The 17,703-nt window shown below is 75.0% G+C and carries 13 protein-coding genes; 5 read left to right on the top strand and 8 right to left on the bottom strand.

Annotated elements, in window-relative coordinates:
• Window positions 1-11: 11 nt before the first annotated feature.
• From BLU42_RS21375 to glgX, 3 genes are read left to right on the top strand one after another with little or no spacing between them, the layout of a single operon-like run.
• On the top strand, window positions 12-1,586 hold the full coding sequence (locus tag BLU42_RS21375) for a 5-oxoprolinase subunit B/C family protein (protein WP_231918527.1): 1,575 nt from the start codon (window positions 12-14) through the stop codon (window positions 1,584-1,586).
• Window positions 1,583-2,350 carry a DUF5995 family protein gene (locus BLU42_RS09260; RefSeq protein ID WP_197680689.1) on the top strand — a complete coding sequence of 256 codons (768 nt, stop codon included), beginning with the start codon at window positions 1,583-1,585 and terminating at the stop codon, window positions 2,348-2,350. Before BLU42_RS21375 ends, BLU42_RS09260 begins: the two co-directional genes overlap by 4 nt.
• Before the next feature lie 44 nt (window positions 2,351-2,394).
• Entirely contained in the window at window positions 2,395-4,455 is a 2,061-nt protein-coding gene (gene glgX, locus BLU42_RS09265) for a glycogen debranching protein GlgX (protein ID WP_231918528.1), read from the top strand.
• Here glgX and BLU42_RS09270 read toward each other — a convergent pair.
• The 3 genes from BLU42_RS09270 to secA form a co-directional block, all read right to left on the bottom strand.
• Window positions 4,427-4,981 carry an Rv3235 family protein gene (locus BLU42_RS09270; protein WP_091074189.1) on the bottom strand — a complete coding sequence of 185 codons (555 nt, stop codon included), beginning with the start codon at window positions 4,979-4,981 and terminating at the stop codon, window positions 4,427-4,429. The genes glgX and BLU42_RS09270 overlap by 29 nt on opposite strands.
• A 92-nt stretch (window positions 4,982-5,073) precedes the next feature.
• Window positions 5,074-6,396: a chymotrypsin family serine protease gene (locus BLU42_RS09275; protein WP_157719901.1), complete on the bottom strand. Its 1,323-nt coding sequence runs from the start codon at window positions 6,394-6,396 to the stop codon at window positions 5,074-5,076.
• A gap of 72 nt (window positions 6,397-6,468) precedes the next feature.
• Entirely contained in the window at window positions 6,469-9,390 is a 2,922-nt protein-coding gene (gene secA, locus BLU42_RS09280; RefSeq protein WP_197680690.1) for a preprotein translocase subunit SecA, read from the bottom strand.
• 134 nt (window positions 9,391-9,524) lie between these two features.
• Here secA and BLU42_RS09285 point away from each other — a divergent pair, with 134 nt between their 5' ends.
• Window positions 9,525-10,394, top strand: coding sequence for an alpha/beta fold hydrolase (locus tag BLU42_RS09285; protein WP_091074192.1), 870 nt, complete (start codon window positions 9,525-9,527; stop codon window positions 10,392-10,394).
• Window positions 10,395-10,428: 34 nt separating this feature from the next.
• A complete protein-coding gene (locus BLU42_RS09290) occupies window positions 10,429-11,199 on the top strand; it encodes an alpha/beta hydrolase (RefSeq protein ID WP_091074193.1) in 771 nt (256 codons plus the stop codon).
• Here BLU42_RS09290 and BLU42_RS09295 read toward each other — a convergent pair.
• From BLU42_RS09295 to BLU42_RS09315, 5 genes are read right to left on the bottom strand one after another with little or no spacing between them, the layout of a single operon-like run.
• Complete coding sequence (locus BLU42_RS09295) at window positions 11,196-12,014, bottom strand: HpcH/HpaI aldolase/citrate lyase family protein (protein ID WP_091074194.1); 819 nt, start codon at window positions 12,012-12,014, stop codon at window positions 11,196-11,198. The two genes, BLU42_RS09290 and BLU42_RS09295, sit on opposite strands and share 4 nt — an antisense overlap.
• Window positions 12,014-13,204, bottom strand: coding sequence for a CaiB/BaiF CoA transferase family protein (locus tag BLU42_RS09300; protein WP_091074195.1), 1,191 nt, complete (start codon window positions 13,202-13,204; stop codon window positions 12,014-12,016). Before BLU42_RS09300 ends, BLU42_RS09295 begins: the two co-directional genes overlap by 1 nt.
• The gene (locus BLU42_RS09305) at window positions 13,201-15,174 is read right to left on the bottom strand and encodes an SUMF1/EgtB/PvdO family nonheme iron enzyme (RefSeq protein WP_231918529.1); all 1,974 of its coding nucleotides are present in this window, start codon (window positions 15,172-15,174) and stop codon (window positions 13,201-13,203) included. Before BLU42_RS09305 ends, BLU42_RS09300 begins: the two co-directional genes overlap by 4 nt.
• A complete protein-coding gene (locus BLU42_RS09310; RefSeq protein ID WP_091074196.1) occupies window positions 15,171-16,529 on the bottom strand; it encodes an ADP-ribosylglycohydrolase family protein in 1,359 nt (452 codons plus the stop codon). The genes BLU42_RS09305 and BLU42_RS09310 overlap by 4 nt, the downstream gene beginning before the upstream one ends.
• Window positions 16,520-17,680 carry an ADP-ribosylglycohydrolase family protein gene (locus tag BLU42_RS09315; protein WP_091074197.1) on the bottom strand — a complete coding sequence of 387 codons (1,161 nt, stop codon included), beginning with the start codon at window positions 17,678-17,680 and terminating at the stop codon, window positions 16,520-16,522. Before BLU42_RS09315 ends, BLU42_RS09310 begins: the two co-directional genes overlap by 10 nt.
• Window positions 17,681-17,703: the final 23 nt, after the last annotated feature.

A 17,703-nucleotide genomic window follows, 5' to 3' on the forward strand; every position in this document is an offset into this window, starting at 1 on the left:
CGGGCACGACCGTGGCCACCGAGGCGGAGGCACCCGTCCGGGTCCTGCGGGCCGGGTCGGACGGGCTGCTGGTCGAGGTCGCCGACCTCGACGAGGCGCTCGCGCTCTTCGCCGCCCTGCGGGAGGACCCGCCGGCCGGCGTGCGTGAGCTCGTCCCCGCGGCCCGCACGGTGCTGGTGCGCTTCGACCCCGCCCTCACCACCGTCGGGGAGCTGGCCGAGGACCTCGCCGGCCGGCGGCCGCGCGGCACGTCCGCCGCCGAGGGCCCGCTGGTGGAGGTCCCGGTCTGCTACGACGGGGCCGACCTCGAGGAGGTGGCGCGCCTGGTCGGGCTGGCGCCGGCCGAGGTCGTGCGCCGCCACACCGCGAGCCCGTGGACCGTCGCCTTCACCGGCTTCGCGCCGGGCTTCGCCTACCTCGCCGGCGGCGACCCCGCGCTCGACGTCCCCCGCCGCAGCGAGCCGCGGACCAGCATCCCCGCGGGCTCGGTCGGGCTGGCGGGTCCCTTCAGCGGGGTCTACCCGCGCGCCAGCCCGGGCGGCTGGCAGCTGGTCGGGCGCACGGGGCTGACGATGTGGGACCTCCGGCGCGACGAGCCCGCGCTGCTCGCGCCGGGCACGCGGGTGCGCTTCGTCGACGCCGGGGTCGACGCGCTCGTGGCGTCCGGGTCCGCCGCACGACCGGACACCGCCGGCGTGGTGGCGACCCGGGCGCTGGAGGTGCTCGCGCCCGGCGCCCTGTCCGTGGTCGTCGACCTCGGCCGGCCCGACCGCGCCACCCAGGGCGTGGCCCGCTCCGGCGCCGTCGACCGCGGCGCGCTGCTGCGGGCCGACCGCCTGGTGGGCAACCCCGCCGGCGCCGCCGGGCTCGAGGTCGCCGGCGGCGGCCTGCAGGTGCGGGCCCGCGGCGACCTGGTCGTCGCGGTCACCGGGGCCCCCGCGCCGCTCACGCGGCTCACGGCCGCCGGCGAGGACGAGCCGGCGCACGACCTGCCCTTCGCCCTCGACGACGGCGACGAGCTGCAGCTCGGCACGCCCGCGCGGGGGATGCTCACCTACCTCGCCGTCCGCGGCGGCGTGGCCGGCGACGGGGTGCTCGGCAGCCTCTCGGGCGACGTGCTCTCGGGGGTGGGGCCGCCGCCGCTGCGTGCCGGGACGGTCGTCGCGCTCGCCGACGCGTACGCCGCCTCGGTGGCCGGGGCGCCGGAGCCGGGACCGCCGCTGCCGGCGCCGGGCGAGGTCGTGGTCGTCGACGTGCTGCTCGGCCCGCGCGACGACTGGTTCACCGCCGAGGCGGTCGCGGCCTTCCTCGCCGACGATTGGACCGTGACCCCGCGCTCCAACCGGGTCGGGCTGCGGCTCGACGGCGGACGGCCGCTGGAGCGGGCGCGCACCGACGAGCTGCCCAGCGAGGGCACGGTGCCGGGCTCGGTGCAGGTGCCGCCGAACGGCCGCCCGGTCGTCTTCACCGCCGACCACCCGGTCACCGGCGGCTACCCCGTCGTCGCCTGCGTCGCCCGCCACCACCTCGACCGCGTCGGCCAGGTGCCGGTCGGCGGGCGCATCCGGTTCCGGGCAGTCCCGTGAGCCCGGCCCGTGCCGTGCGGGGCACGCCGGGCGACCCCGCCGGGGTTCGTGCGGTCGCGGCGGCCCTGCGGGCGCGGCAGGAAGCGCTGCCGGCCGGGCTCGCGCACCGCGACACCTTCCTCGGCGTGTACGCCCGGGTCACCGTCGCCGTGGCCGACGCGGTCGCGGCCGGCGTGTTCGAGGACCCGGCCTGGGTCAGCACCTGGGACGAGGTGTTCGCCGAGCTGTTCCTGGCCGCGCACGACGCCGACCTACGCGGGGAGCCGGTGCCCCGGCCCTGGCGCCTCGCCTTCGCCGCGGACCCGGCGATGCACCCGCTGGGCCACCTGCTGCTGGCCATGAACGCCCACATCAACTTCGACCTGCCGCAGTCCGTGGCCGCGGTGGTCAGCGACGCCGACTTCGCCGACCCCGACCTCCTCGCCCGCCGCGACCGGGACCACCAGCGCATCGACGAGGTGCTCTTCGCCCGCGTTCGGGCCGAGGACGCCGACCTGGGCTGGAAGACCCGCGTCGTCGACCGGCTCCTCGCCCCGGCGAACCGGTGGGCCTCGCGCCGCTTCCTGCGCGAGTCCCGGGAGAAGGTCTGGCGCAGCACGGCGGTCCTGCAGCAGGCCCGCGTCGAGGGCCCGGCGGCGTACGACGCGCGGGTCGCCGAGCTCGACGTGCTCACCTCGGCCAAGATCGCGGAGTTCCTCCGTCCCGGTCCGGTGCTGCTGCGGCTGGCCCTGCGGGGCTTCGGGGTGACGCTGCCGCCCGCGTGAGACCGTCCCCGGACGGGTTCAGGTGCCCGCGACATACTCCCCGCGTGATCGTCACCGCGGAGCACCGCACGAAGCCCTATCCCCTCGGCGTCCGGGTCGTCGGCGACGCCCTCGAGGTCGCCGTCTACTCCGAGACCGCCGACAGCGTCGACCTCTGCGTCTTCGACGACCGTGGCCAGGAGACCGCCCACCGGCTCCAGGAGCGCACCGGCCACGTCTTCCACGGCCGCGTCGAGGGCCACGGCGTCGGCACCCGCTACGGCCTGCGCGTCGACGGCGCCTGGGACCCGGCCAACGGGCTGCGCCACAACGCCCACAAGCTGCTGCTCGACCCGTACGCGACGGCGATCGAGGGCGAGTTCCGCTGGGACGAGGCCGTCTTCTCCCACCGCTTCAACGCCCCCGAGGAGCTGAACCCCAGCGACTCCGCGCCCTTCGTCCCGCGCTGCGTGGTCACCGAGCGCTCCTTCGACTGGGGCGACGACGCTCCCCCGCTGGTCCCGCTGGACGAGACCGTCGTCTACGAGACCCACGTCAAGGGCTTCACCCAGACCCACCCCGACGTGCCCGAGGAGATCCGCGGCACGTACGCGGGCCTCGCGCACCCCGCGGCGATCGCCCACCTCGTCGACCTCGGGGTGACCGCGGTCGAGCTCATCCCGGTGCAGCAGTTCGCGCAGGACTCCCACCTGCTCGAGAAGGACCTGCGCAACTACTGGGGCTACAACACCTACGGCTTCTTCGCCCCGAACGCCGGCTACAGCGCGGCCGGCGACGACGGCTCGCAGGTCGTCGAGTTCAAGCAGATGGTGAAGGCCCTGCACGCGGCCGGCCTCGAGGTCATCCTCGACGTCGTCTACAACCACACCGCCGAGGGCAACCACCTCGGCCCGACGATCTCCTTCAAGGGCATCGACAACGGGTCGTACTACCGCCTCGTCGACGAGGACCGCTCCTCGTACTTCGACACCACCGGCACCGGCAACAGCCTGAACGTCGGCCACCCGGCCGCGCTCGGCATGATCATGGACTCCCTGCGCTACTGGGTGACCGAGATGCACGTCGACGGCTTCCGCTTCGACCTCGCGACGACCCTCACGCGCCAGGACGGCGACGCCGAGGTGCACAGCGCCTTCCTCACCCTGATCCACCAGGACCCGGTGCTCGCGCCGATCAAGATGATCGCCGAGCCGTGGGACACGCAGGGCTACCAGGTCGGCGGCTTCCCGGCCGACTGGTCGGAGTGGAACGGCAAGTTCCGCGACGACATCCGCGACTTCTGGGGCGGCGCGGACAGCCGCATCGGCGGCGTCGCCCAGCGCGTGCTCGGCAGCCCTGACGTCTACGAGGCCAGCCGGCGCTCGCCGCTGTGCAGCGTCAACTTCGTGACCGCCCACGACGGCTTCACCCTCGCCGACCTGACCGCGTACTCGCGCAAGCACAACGCAGCCAACGGCGAGGACAACAACGACGGGGAGAGCGACAACCGCTCGACCAACTCCGGCGCCGAAGGCCCGACCGACGACGTGGCGGTCAACGAGCGCCGCGACCGGATGCGACGCAACCTGCTCGCGACCCTCCTGCTGTCGGCCGGCGTGCCGATGATCCTGGGCGGCGACGAGATGGCGCGCACGCAGGGCGGAAACAACAACGCCTACTGCCAGGACAACGAGATCTCCTGGTACGACTGGGCGGCCGCCGACACCTCCCTCCTCCACTTCACCCGCGAGCTCATCGCCCTGCGTCGGGCCGAGCCGGCGCTGCGCCCCGACTGGTACCGCGCCGCGGCGACCGCCGACCCCGAGGACACCTCCACCTCGACGGTCGACCTGCTGCGCTCCGACGGCAAGCCGTTCAGCGACAGCGACTGGGACGACCCGGCCGCACGGAGCATCATGTTCGTCCTCGCCCACCGCGACCGCGACACCTTCGCCCTGCTGCTCAACGCCTCCGAGAACGGGGTCGAGTTCAGCGTGCCGAAGGCACCGTCGGCCGAGTGGGAGCTCGTCGTGAGCAGCGACCTCGACCAGTTGGTGGAGGCGCCGGTCAGCACGCTCGTCAGCCGCGACTGCTCCTTCACCCTGCTGCGCTCGCGCCGCGCGTAGCCCCCACGGGCGCCCGTCGGCGCTCGGGGGTGAACCCGGCGTCGAGGGCGGTGCAGACCCACCGGTCGTCACCGCCCTCGAACCGCAGGGCCAGGACGAGCAGGCGCGTTCCGGCCCGCAGGACCGCGCTGGCCTCGGCCACCCGCGACGCCGGGTGCTGGACCCGGCCGGAGAGCAGCACGGTGCGCGGGACGGCGACCCCGGCCGTACGCAGCCGCTGACGCCGGGCGAGCCCGGCCAGGACCTCCGGCGTCGTCCACCCGGCGAGCTGGGTCGCGGGCCGGCGCCCGAGCACGGCCTCGCCCACCGCGACCGCGAACCAGGCCGACCACCGGGCGGCGTCGGGGAGGTCGTCGTCCACCCGCGCCGCCCAGCCCCGCCCGACCGCCTCCACGCGGCCCGGCTCGGGCCGGCGGGACGCGTCGTGGTCGGCCTCCGGCACCGCGCGGCGGGCAGTGGCGGCGACCCACGTGCGGGCGACGGGGCGGCTCGGCGGCAGGACCCGGACGACGGCGGAGGTGCTCACGCCGACACCCTCCGACGCCGGCCCGCTCGGCGGAAGACCGCTGGGGCGACGGTCGACACCCCCTCTGGAGGAGACAACACCCGCCCGGCGTGTCAGGTCTGCGGGTCGAGCCGCAGGTCGAAGGCGCGGAAGATGTCGACAGCCTCGGGCCAGTCGACCCGACGCTGGTCGGCCGTCCCGTCGGCGCCGCCGCTCGAGACCAGCCCGCGCAGCTGCCGCTTGCCGTGGGGCTCGACGGCGAACACGGTCCCGCCGCTGTCGCCGCCGACCGAGCCCCAGCCGTGCACGTCGACACCCTCGACCCCGCGCACCGTGTGCCCCGCCTCGCGGAACCAGAGGTCGTCGACGGTCACCTTGATCCCGCACGGCGTCGGGTGGCCCTTGGACGCCGAGCGCGCCCCGGCGTGGCAGACGTAGTCGCCGCGGTAGGAGTAGCCGACGCCGGTCAGCGCCCTCCACCCGGAGGTGTCGCTCACGTCGCCGTCGACGTCCGCCCCCACCACCGTCTCCGCGTCCCAGCCGCGGTGGCGCTGCATGACCGTGCCGACCCGGTCCCCGGTGCGGCCGTTGCCGTAGTCCCAGGTCGCCCCGCCGCCGGTCCGTACCCGCTGGCCCGTCGTGAAGCAGTGCGCGGCGGTCACCATCACCGCGCGGCCGTCCGACCTCCGGACGGCCGGGAGCCCCGCGGTGCAGTAGCGGTGGCCGTCCGTGGTGAGGACGTCGCCGCCGATGAACGGCGCGTGGTCGTGCCACTTGACCGCGTCCCACCCGTGCGGCTGCCGCGGACGGCCGGCCAGGGGCTCGAGCGGCACGCCGCCGGCCCGGGCGTCGGCCCGTCGGGCCGCGGCGAGCTCAGTGGGATCGGTGGGATCGGCCACCTCGACGACCACCCCGCTCGCGTCGGGTGCGGGATAGGCCGCGTACGGGGCGTCGGCGGCCTTCACGTCGGAGACGGTCATGACCGCACGGCTGACCGCGTCGAGCCGCGTCAGCGGGTACGCGGCGCGGAGCACGGTGACCCGGTCCCCGACCAGCGTCGGGTCGGTGCGGCGGGCCGCCGCGACCAGTCCGGGCGCGAGGGCCGGGTCGGTGAGGTAGAGCTGCGTACGCCCTGCGGCCGCGTCCAGCGCGACCCCGGCGTACGCGTCCGGCATCAGGAGCCGACCCGCGTGGTCGAGCGCGGCCGCGGCCGCGCGCAGCGGCGCCAGCAGGACGGCCTGGCTCGCCGGGTCCAGGGCCGCGACCGCGGCGTCGGCGGTGACGCCCACGGGCGCGGACGACCTCGGGGCGATCGCGGTCGCCGAGGCCCCCGGCGCCGGCCCCGCCGCGGCGACGAGCACGAGGACGCCGACGGCGGCCCCGCCGGCCAGGAGGGCGCGGCGGGGCCGCCGGTCAGCAGCAGCGGGAGCTCTCACCGCTGCAGGTCACCACACCGACCTGAGCAGCGGCCGCGGCACGCCGGTGGGCGGCCGCGCGGGGTCAGGGCGTCAGGACCGCCCGTGGCACATCTTGAACTTCTTGCCCGAGCCGCACGGGCACGGGGAGTTGCGCCCCACGCCGGCGTACGGATCGTCGGACTTGGGCGTCGCCCCGTTGGAGCCGTTCGTGGCGCTGGTGGCCGAGGCCTCGCCCGACTCGTCCGGCGCGGAGTAGGTCATCCGCCGGCGTGCCTGGGGCTCGAGGCCCTTGGCGCGGATCTGCGGACGCGCCCCCGCGGTCTCCAGCTCGGCCTCGGGCTCGGCGCCCTCGTCGACGAGCTCCTCCTCGACCTCGGTGACCTCGACCCCCGGCCCGTCGGGGTCGGGACCGGTCTCGGTGAGGTGGCGGTGGCCGTTCGAGTCGTCTGAGCCGTTGGCGCGGGAGCCGATCTGGACGGCCCGCCCGTCCGCACCGGCGACGACGCCGACCTGGGCGGCGGGAGGCGCCACGGGGTCGACCTGGACGTCCAGGTGGAAGACGAAGCCGACGACCTCCTCCATGAAGGCCTCCATCATGGCGTTGAACATGTCGCCGCCCTCGCGCTGGTACTCGACCAGCGGGTCGCGCTGCGCCATGGCGCGCAGCCCGATGCCCTCGCGGAGGTAGTCCATCTCGTAGAGGTGCTCGCGCCACTTGCGGTCGAGGACCGTCAGCAGCACGCGGCGCTCGACCTCGCGCATGACCTCGGGGGTCAGCTCGGCCTCGCGGGCGTCGTACGCGCGCTCGGCGTCGGCCTTGAAGTCGGCGATCAGCGTCGCCTGGTCGAGGTCGTCGGCCTCCTCGTACGTGGCGCGGTCCAGCCCGACCGGGTAGAGCGTGTTCATGTTCGTCCACAGCTGCTCGAGGTCCCAGTCCTCGGCGAAGCCGGCCGTGGCCCCGACGACGTACTGCTCGACCACGGTGTCCACCGTGTTCCGCAGCCGGTCGGAGACGTCGGCGCCCTCGAGCACCTTGCGGCGGTCGCTGTAGACGGCGTGACGCTGGCGGTTCATCACGTCGTCGTACTTGAGGATGTTCTTGCGGGTCTCGAAGTTCTGCGCCTCGACCTGGCCCTGCGCGCTGGCGATCGAGCCGCTGACGCGCTTGTTCTCGATGGGCTGGTCGTCGGGGATGTTCAGCGCCTGCAGCACCCACTCGACGATGTCGGACTTGAACAGCCGCATCAGGTCGTCGCCGAGGGAGAGGTAGAAGCGGCTCTCGCCCGGGTCGCCCTGACGGCCGGAACGACCGCGCAGCTGGTTGTCGATGCGCCGCGACTCGTGACGCTCGGAGCCGACCACGTAGAGCCCGCCGGCCTCGACGACCTCCTCGTGCTCGCCCTTCACCTGCTCCTCGAGCGACTCCAGGACCTTCGGGTAGCGCTCCTCGTACTCCTCGGCGTGGTCGACGGGGTCGATCCCCTCGGCGCGCAGCGAGTAGTCGGCGAGGAACTCGGCGTTGCCGCCGAGGATGATGTCGGTGCCGCGGCCGGCCATGTTGGTGGCGACGGTGACCGCGCCCTTCTGCCCGGCCAGCGCGATGATCGAGGCCTCGCGCTCGTGCTGCTTGGCGTTCAGGACCTCGTGCTCGACGCCCGACTTCTTCAGCAGCTGGGACAGCACCTCGGACTTGGCGACCGACGCGGTGCCGATGAGGACCGGCTGGCCCTTCTCGTGGCGCTCGGCCACGTCGGCCACGATGGCCTCGAACTTGGCCACCTCGGTGCGGTAGATCAGGTCGCGCTGGTCGGCGCGCACCATCGGCTTGTTCGTCGGGATCGGCACGACGCCCAGGCCGTAGATCTTCTGGAACTCGGCGGCCTCGGTGAGGGCCGTGCCGGTCATGCCCGAGAGCTTCTCGTACATGCGGAAGAAGTTCTGCAGCGTGATCGTGGCGAGGGTCTGGTACTCCTCGCGGATCTGCACCTTCTCCTTGGCCTCGATCGCCTGGTGCAGGCCCTCGTTGTAGCGACGCCCGACCAGGGTGCGACCGGTGTGCTCGTCGACGATGAGGATCTCGCCGTCGAGGTTGACGTAGTCGCGGTCGAGCTTGAAGAGCTCCTTGGCCTTGATCGCGTTGTTGAGGTACGAGATCAGGGGCGTGTTCGCCGACTCGTAGAGGTTGTCGATGCCCAGGCGGTCCTCGACCTGGTCGATGCCGGCCTCGAGGATCGAGACGGTGCGCTTCTTCTCGTCGACCTCGTAGTGGACGTCCTTCTTCAGCCGGTTGACCATGGTGGCGAAGGTCGGGTACCAGCGCTGGCTGTCCTCGGCCGGGCCGGAGATGATCAGCGGCGTGCGCGCCTCGTCGATGAGGATCGAGTCGACCTCGTCCACGATCGCGAAGTGGTGCTCGCGCTGCACGCAGTCGGCCAGGCTCAGCGCCATGTTGTCGCGCAGGTAGTCGAAGCCGAACTCGTTGTTGGTGCCGTAGGTGATGTCGGCGTCGTAGGCCTCGCGGCGCTCGGCCGGGGTCATCTGCGACAGGATCGCGCCGACCTCCATGCCGAGGAAGTGGTGGATGCGGCCCATCTGCTCCGACTGGTAGCGGGCCAGGTAGTCGTTCACGGTCACGACGTGCACGCCGCGGCCGGTGATCGCGTTCAGGTAGCTCGGCAGGGTCGCGACCAGGGTCTTGCCCTCACCGGTCTTCATCTCGGCGATGTTGCCGAGGTGCAGCGCCGCGCCGCCCATGATCTGGACGTCGAAGTGCCGCTTGCCGAGGACGCGGTTGCTGGCCTCGCGCACCGTGGCGAAGGCCTCCGGCAGCAGCGACTCCAGCGTCTCGCCGTTCGCGTGACGCTGCTTGAAGTCGGCGGTCTGGCCCTGGAGCTCGTCGTCGCTCATCGCGACGAAGTCCTCCTCGATGGAGTTGACCTGGTTGGCCATCCCCTTGAGCTGCTTGAGGATCTTGCCCTCGCCGAAACGGAGCAGCCTGTCCATCAACGCCACGAGATCTCAGGCTCCCTACTAGGTCGTGCAGGTCGTAGCGCCTGGCAGGTCCGCCCCGGCGCCCGTCCATCGTAGGCCAGCCGCTCCAGCCCGCCCGCCCTCCGCGCGATCTCCGCGCCGGGCACGATGTGGTGGTGACCACGCTGCGTACGCCTGACGGACGGTCCCTCGACGTGGCGCTCGATGGCCCGGCCGACGGCGTCCCGCTGCTCTTCCACCACGGGACACCGGGTTCGGCGGTGCCGGTCCGGGCGATGCAGCGGGCCGCGACGGCGCGCGGGCTGCGCCTCGTGACCTGGTCCCGCCCCGGCTACGGCTCCTCGACGCGGCGCCCCGGGCGGCGGGTCGTCGACGACGCCGACGACGTCACGGCGGTGCTCGACCACCTGCGCGCGGAGCGCTGCGTCGTCGCGGGCTGGTCGGGCGGCGGCCCGCACGCGCTGGCCGGCGCCGTCCGGCTGCCGGACCGGGTCGCCGGCGTGCTGTGCATCGCGGGCGTCGCCCCGTGGGACGCCGAGGGGCTCGACCTGCTGGCCGGCATGGGTGAGCAGAACGTCGAGGAGTTCTCCCTCGCGGTGGCCGGCGAGGAGGGCCTGCGCCCCTACCTCGAGGCGGAGGCCGGCGGGCTCCGCGACGCCGACCCCGCGGGCGTCGTCGCCGGGCTGTCCTCGCTCCTGCCCGCGGTCGACGTGGCGGCGCTGACCGACGAGTACGGCGAGGACATGGCCGCCGGGATGCGCGAGGCGCTGCGGACCGGCGTCGACGGCTGGCTCGACGACGACCTCGCCTTCGTCCGCGGCTGGGGCTTCGCGCCCGAGGACGTCGCCGTGCCCGTCTCGCTCTGGCAGGGCGCGGACGACCTCATGGTCCCCTTCGCGCACGGCCGCTGGCTGGCCGCGCACCTGCCGCGGGTGTCGGCGCACCTGCTCGAGGGCGAGGGGCACCTGTCGGTCGGTCTCGGCGCGCTCGACGCGATGCTCGACGAGCTCGTCGCGACCCTCTGACCGCCCGGCCCCGGCCGGGGATCAAGATCGGGGCGTGGCCCTGCTCCGATGCGACTTCTTCTCCGAGGCGCTCAGCCTCAGCACCTCGATGTCGGTGATCCTCCCGCAGCGCACGACCTCCCAGGTCGGGCTGGCCGGTGCGTCGGGCGAGGAGCCGCCGCCGGTGCTCTACCTGCTGCACGGCATGAGCGACGACGCCACGACGTGGGTGCGGCGCACCTCGCTCGAGCGCTACGTCGCCCCGCTCGGCCTGGCCGTCGTCATGCCGCAGGTGCACCGCAGCTACTACACCGACGAGGTGTACGGCGGCCGCTTCTGGACCTTCCTGTCCGAGGAGCTGCCCGCCCTGGTCCACGCCTTCTTCCGCGTCTCCGCGCGGCGGGAGGACACCTTCGTGGCCGGGCTGTCGATGGGCGGCTACGGGGCGTTCAAGTGGGCGCTGCGCGAGCCGTGGCGGTTCGCTGCGGCGGCCAGCCTGTCCGGGGCGCTGGACGTGGCGGGGCGCACGACCCGCCGCGAGCGCCCGGAGGACCCGCGGATGACCGAGCGGCTGTTCGGCGACGCGACGGTCGCCGGGACCGACGACGACCTGCTGCACCTCGTCGCGGGCGCCGGCGCGGCGGGACTGCCCACGATGCGCGCGTGGTGCGGCACGGAGGACGGGCTGCTGGAGGACAACCGGCGCTTCGCCGCGGCCTGCGGGACCGCCGGCCTCCCCGTCGACCTCCTGGAGGGCCCGGGCGAGCACGACTGGGCCTACTGGGACGCCCGCATCGTCGACGTCCTCGACTGGCTGCCGCTCTAGCCGCCAGCGAGGGCCAGCACCGCGCGGGCTTCCGCGGCCATGGCCTCGTCGACCATCCGCCCGTCGGGCAGCCGGACCGCGCCGGAGGTCCCCGAGAGCGCCTCGAGCACCGCGCTGGCGTCGGCCTGCTCGGCCGGCGTCGGGGTGAACGCGTCACGGATCACCGGCACCTGCCGGGGGTGGATGGCGGCGCGGCCGCGCAGCCCGAGCGACGCGCCGTGCCGGCAGGAGGCGCGCAGGCCCTCGTCGTCGTCCAGGCGGGGGTGCACCGCCATGGCGGGCGCGGGCAGCCCGGCGGCGCGCGACGCGACGACGCTCCGCACCCGCAGCCAGTCCAGGCCGGCCTCCGCGGTCACCCCGAGCTCGGCCCGGAGGTCGGCCTCGCCGAGCGCCAGGCCGGTGACGGCCGGGTGGGAGGCGACCGCGTACGCCTGCTCGACGCCGAGCGCGGACTCCAGCAGGCAGACCAGCTCCGCCGGCGCCGACCCCAGCCGCTCCAGCACCCGCTCGACGTCGCCGGGTCCCTCGACCTTGGGCAGGCGCAGCGCGGGCCGGGAGGCGGCTGCGGCGAGCATCGCCAGGTCCTCCTCGTGCCACGGCGTCCCGGCGCCGTTCGGCCGGACGGCGACCCGTCCGGGCACCGGACCGGCCAGCAGGTCGGCGACCGCCTGCCGCGCACGCTGCTTGTACGCGGGCGTGACCGCGTCCTCGAGGTCGAGGATGACCTGGTCGGCGCCCGCGGCGAAGGCCTTGGCGAAGCGTTCCGGCCGGTCGCCGGGCACGTAGAGCGCGACGAGGACGCCCGGCGCGCCCATCAGAGCACGCCCTGCTCGCGCAGCGCGGCCACCTCGTCGGGCCCGTACCCGTGGCGGGCGAGCACCGCGTCGGTGTCCGCGCCGTGGGGGCGGGCCGTCCAGCGGACGGAGCCCGGGGTCTCCGAGAGCCGGAAGAGCACGTTCTGCATCTGCACCGGGCCGAGCACCGGGTCCGGCACCGTGAGGACGGTGCCGCGGGCCTGCACCTGCGGGTCGGCGACGATCCCGCGCACGTCGTAGATCGGGGCGACCGCGGCCTGCGCCTCGGTGAAGGCCGTGAGCACCTCCTCGGTGCTGCGGGCCGCGATCCAGGACCCGACGGCCGCGTCGAGCTCGTCGGCGTGCGCGGCCCGCCCGGCGCCGGTGCCGAACCACGGCTCGTCGATGTGCTCCGGGTGCCCGACCAGGCGCAGCACCCGCTCCGCGATCGACTGCGAGCTGGTGGAGACCGCCACCCAGTTGTCGTCGGCGGTGCGGTAGCAGTTGCGCGGGGCGTTGTTGACCGAGCGGTTGCCGTGGCGCTCCTGCACCAGCCCCAGCTGGTCGTAGATCGTCAGCTGCCCGCCCAGCATCGACAGGATCGGCTCGAGGATGGCGAGGTCGACGACCTGGCCGTGCCCGGTCCGGTCCCGCTCACGCAGGGCGGCGAGCACGGCGAAGGCCGTGGCCAGCGAGGCGATGCCGTCGGCCAGGCCGAAGGGCGGCAGCGTGGGCGGACCGCCCTCCTCGCCGGTCACCGCCGCGAAGCCGCTCATCGCCTCGGCCAGCGAGCCGAAGCCGGGCCGCGGGGCGTACGGGCCGGTCTGGCCGAAGGCGGTCACGCGCGCGACGACGAGCCCCGGGTTCAGCGCGAGCAGGTCCTCCGGTGCGAGGCCCCAGCGCTCGAGCGTGCCGGGACGGAAGTTCTCCACCAGCACGTCGGCGTCGGCGATCAGGCGGCGCAGGACCTCGGCGCCGGCGGGTGCGGACAGGTCGAGCGTGATGCTCTCCTTGTTGCGCCCGATCGTGGCGTACCAGAGCCCGACGCCGTCCTTGCTCGGACCGTGCCCGCGGGCGCCGTCGGGTCGGCGTGGGTGCTCGACCTTGATCACGTCGGCGCCGAAGTCGCCGAGCTGGGTCGCGGCCAGCGGGCCGGCGAACAGCGTGGCGACGTCGACCACCGTCAGCCCGGCGAGCGGTCCTGCGGTCATGAGGTCTCCTGGTCCCAGGCGAGTCGGAAGCCGATCGTGCTCGACCGCGCCAGGCCCAGGCCCGGCAGCAGCAGCTTGGCGGTCACCTCCGGCGGCTGCGGGCCGCCGTCGAAGTACCACTCGGAGCCCTCGGCGAGGTAGGCGCTGCCGCCCTTGAGCTGCACGTAGCGCGTCCGGCCGTCGCTGTGCTCGCTCTCGGTCCAGTTCCAGACCGCGCCGTGCTCCCAGCCGGGCGCACCGCTGCGGGCGGCCAGCTGCCACTCGTCCTCGGTCGGCAGGCGCGCGCCGGCCCAGGCCGCGTACGCACGGGCGTCGGCGAGGTCGACGTGGGTGACGGGGTCCTCGGGCGCGGCGGGCCCGGCGAGGAGGCGGTGCGTGGTGCGCGGGCGCCAGCCCGAGGTCGCGAGGAAGCGGTCGAAGTCGGCCCGGGTGACCTCGCGCGGGGCGACGGCGACGAGGCGGTCGAGGACCACGTCCCGCTCGAGCGTGCGCAGGTCGTGCAGGCGCGGCGGCAGCGGCTTCCACTCCTCGACGAAGGGGGCGTCGTCGTAGAGCCCGGTCTCGCGCATCCGGTAGCGCACGGTCAGCCGGTGCCGGCCGGCGGCGACCGGGACCGCGCCGGCGGGTGCCCGCCCCGCGCTGGTCGGGACCGGGACCCGTGTCGAGGTCCGGGCGGGGAAGGACGCGTCGTCGGTGACGCCCACGCCGGCCAGCGCGTCGGCCAGCGGGGCGAGCCAGTCCGGTGCGGAGGTGCCGGGGGTCAGCGTGACGAGGGCGGCGACCCCGGATGCCGGTACGCCCGTCGTGTCGAGGGCCACCGTGCCGCCGTGCCCCTCGGGCAGCAGCACGCCGTCGTAGGTGGTCGGCCCACGGTTCGCGAGCGCCCACAGGGTGACGCCGTCGGCGGACCACGTCGAGGCCGAGACGCCGGCCCGCGTCGCCGCCGGGTGGAGGTCGGCGAGCGGGGTCCACTCCCCCGCCACGAGCAGGTCGGAGCAGGCCCGCTGCACGGCGAGCACGCGACGCAGGGTGCCCGCGTCGCGGGCGTTCCAGCCGACCCAGACGCCGAAGACGACCTCCCAGACCATGACCCCGCACCCGTTGAGGAAGGCCGACGTCAGCTCCTCGGCGTGGTCGCGGTTCCAGCGGCGGACGTGGTGCTGCAGGTGACGGCGCTCCACGGCGTGGGTGCGCACGACCCCGGGCACGGCCGAGTCGGCGAACCACTGCGCCCAGGAGAGGCGGTGCTCCCCGAGCCGGGCCAGCGGGAGCGTCGACTCGCTCTCCAGCGCGATCCCGGGGCGGGCCTCCTCCAGCGCGGCGACGAGCTCCGGGTCGCCCTCCTTGAGGGTGTCGAGGAAGACGCCGTCGATGCCGAGCTCGCGCACCAGCGCGGTCAGCTCGGTGCCGTCGTCGTCGCCGCGGCGCGTCCCGGTGTCCCACGGGTTGTAGTCGACGAACACGGCGACACCGGCCGCGTGCAGCGCGTCGACGAGCCCGGGCAGGCCCGGCACGTCGCGGTAGAAGTCCCACTGGTTGCGCTCGTCGATGCCGATGACCGGGTAGGCGTGCCAGAGCACGACCCCGTCGAAGCCACCGAGGCGGGCGTCGGCGTCGGCCAGCAACCGCTCCGGGGTGAAGCGGCCCTCCGCGACGTCGTAGAGCAGCTCGTCCCACAACCAGACCTGGGCGACGGAGAAGCAGCGCTGCGCCCAGCGGCCCTCGGGCGCGTCGTACGCGGCCGTCGAGAAGCCCTGGCGCTCGGCGGCCCCGGCACGCCACTCGGCGAGCACCGCCCGCCAGCGCGGCCGGTCGGCCGGGTCGTCCGGCGCCGCGATGATCTTGGCCGCGTCCATCGCCGCCCAGTCCGGCGCATCGAGGTCGACCACGGTCGGGCGGTCGAGGGGACGCGGGACCAGCGGGTCCATCCCCCGCGCGCCGACGACGAAGGTGGCGCTCTCGGTCCTCATGCGCCGGCCCCGGACAGGGCGAGGGTCCGCCGCACGAGGTCGTCGACCCGCTGCTCCCCGCCGGGCAGGCTCGTGGCGATCCGCCCGTCCAGGGGTGCGGTACACGCCTCCGGCAGCCGGTCGGCCCCGAGCAGCCCGCCGAGCACCGAGCCGACGGTCGCGCCGGTGGAGTCGGTGTCCCAGCCGGTCATCACGGCGAGGCCGACCCCGCTGACGAAGTCGCCCTCCGACGCCGCGAGCGCGCACGCGATCGTTGCCGCGTTGTTGAGGACGTGCACCCAGTGCAGGTGGCCGTACCGGGCGTGCAGGGCGTCCAGGCGCTCGTCGAGGCCCAGGTCCCGCCGGCCGAGGTCGGCACCGAAGCGCACCGCGTCGGCGAGGGCGGAGCGGGGCGGCACCACGGCCGCCGCGCGCTCCAGGACCTCCTCGACGTCGTCGGCGACCAGGCTCGCCGAGGCGAGCGCGGCCGCCCAGAGCTCGCCGTACACGCCGTTGCGGGTGTGGCTCAGCACCGCGTCGGGCCAGGCGAGCCGGGCCGCCGCGTACGGGTCGCCCGGCCGCGCCCAGCCGAAGACGTCGCCGCGGATGAGCGCGCCGATCCACTCGCGGAAGGGGTTGCGGCGCACCGGTACCTCGTCCAGGGGCAGGGCCAGCAGCAGGTTGCGGTAGGCGGCGCGCTCGGCGGTGAACACGCGCCCGGCCGGCAGGTCGGCGAGCCAGGCCGTCGCCACGTCCTCGGTGGTCGGCGCCCCCTGCCGCTCGAGCAGGGCGAGGTCGAGCAGCGGGTAGTTGAGGTCGTCGTCCTCGGGCATCCCGTCGATGTTCTCGACCAGGCTGGTGGGTGCCGAGCGGCGGTTCCAGGGCCAGGCGGCGGCGGTCGCGGCGCTCAGGCCGACCGCGGTGAAGTAGCGCCGCACCGGCCAGTTGCCGGTCTCCTCGGCGATCGCGCGGATGCCCGCCCGCGGGATCTTCTCCACCGGCTTGCCGAGCAGGCAGCCGGCGGAGCGGCCGAGCCAGGCCCCGGCGACGCGGTCGGCGAGGTCGGCCCCGGGAGCGCGGACCGCCGGACCGCCCGCCCAGCCGGCCTCGACCGCGGCCAGGGTCGCCGGGTGGGCGGGGTCGCCGGGACGCGGGAGCTCGTCGAGCTCGTCCAGCAGCCGCCCCGCGAGGCGGCGCAGGTCCGGGTCAGCGGGGACGGCGGCCGCCCCGCTCACCGGGGGCTCGAGCGAGGTGCCGCCCGCGTCCAGCCAGCGCCGCCCGGCCGCGTCGAGCGCCTCCGGGTCGACACCCTCGGCGCGGGCCTGCACGAGCTCGTGGAGGAGCAGGTCCTCGGCCTGGGCCCAGGTCAGCCGCACAGCGCGGCCACCCGTCGCCGGTGGGCCTCGGCCTCGTCGAGGTCGGCCGTGATGATCTCCGACGCCGCCGTGGCGAGCGCCTTGGCCACCGGGCCCAGGTCGAGACGGCTGGCCACCTCGACGTCGTGCACCCAGGCGGCCGGGACGGCGTCGGGCCCGCCGAGCGCGGCGCAGACCGCGCCCGCCATGGTGGCGATGGAGTCGGCGTCGCGCCCGTAGTTCACCGCACCGAGCACGGCCCGGGTGAGGTCGCCGCCCGCGGCGAGGCAGAAGCCGAGCGCGACGGGCAGCTCCTCGATCGCCCGGGTGCGGCTGGGCAGGCGGGCGTCCATCGCCGGCTTGCGGTAGTCGTCGCCGACCGTGTCGTAGGGCCGGATCGCGGCGCGCAGGGCGTCGCGCACCGTCGCGTCGTCCGCGTCGGGCGCGAGTCCGCGGGCGGCCTCGGCGACCGCGACCAGCGCGGCCCGGGTGCCGTCGTGGGCGACGTCGAGGGCCGCGTCCAGCACGTCCTCGACGGTGGCACCCGGGGTGAGGGCCGCCGCCACCGCCGCCGCGAACACGCCCGCCGCCTCCCGGCCGTAGCTGGACTGGTGGGCGCCGGCCATGTCGATCGCCTCGGCGTACGCGGCGCGCGGGTTGGCCGCGTTCACGACGCCGACCGGCGCCATGTACATGGCGGCGCCGCAGTTGACGATGTTGCCGACCCCGGCCTCGCGGGGGTCGACGTGGCCGTAGTGGAGCCGGGCGACGAGCCACTTCTCGGCGAGGAAGACCCGCTGGAGGATCAGCGCCTCGCTCTCGAGCTCGGGGATCCACACCTGCTCCCCGATCAGCAGCGGGACCAGGTCGCTGGCCATCGCGTACGCGTCGAGGTGGGTGCGCCGGGCCGCGTACACGTGGACCAGCGCGTGCGTCATCAAGGTGTCGTCGGTGATGTGCCCGTCGCCCTTGTGGTACGGCGCGATCGGGCGGGCGTGGCGCCAGTCGGCGTTGTACGGCCCGACGATCCCGGTGACGGGGCCGCCGTGGCGGGCCTGGATCTGCTCGGGCGTCCAGCCCTCGGTGGCGCCGCCCAGCGCGTCGCCGACCGCCGCCCCCGCGAGCACGGCCCAGACCCGGGCCTCCAGGGTGCCCGTCTCAGGCGTGTCCATCCTCTGCTCCTCTGCTCCGTGCT

The sequence above is a fragment of the Microlunatus sagamiharensis genome, assembly GCF_900105785.1.
GTDB lineage: Bacteria > Actinomycetota > Actinomycetes > Propionibacteriales > Propionibacteriaceae > Microlunatus > Microlunatus sagamiharensis.

What these genes read in the sequence shown, in the direction of transcription:
- BLU42_RS09295 (WP_091074194.1), bottom strand. Translation starts at nt 12,014, where the DNA reads ATGGGCGCGCCGGGCGTCCTCGTCGCGCTCTACGTGCCCGGCGACCGG.
- BLU42_RS09300 (WP_091074195.1), bottom strand. Translation starts at nt 13,204, where the DNA reads ATGACCGCAGGACCGCTCGCCGGGCTGACGGTGGTCGACGTCGCCACG.
- BLU42_RS09305 (WP_231918529.1), bottom strand. Translation starts at nt 15,174, where the DNA reads ATGAGGACCGAGAGCGCCACCTTCGTCGTCGGCGCGCGGGGGATGGAC.
- BLU42_RS09315 (WP_091074197.1), bottom strand. Translation starts at nt 17,680, where the DNA reads ATGGACACGCCTGAGACGGGCACCCTGGAGGCCCGGGTCTGGGCCGTG.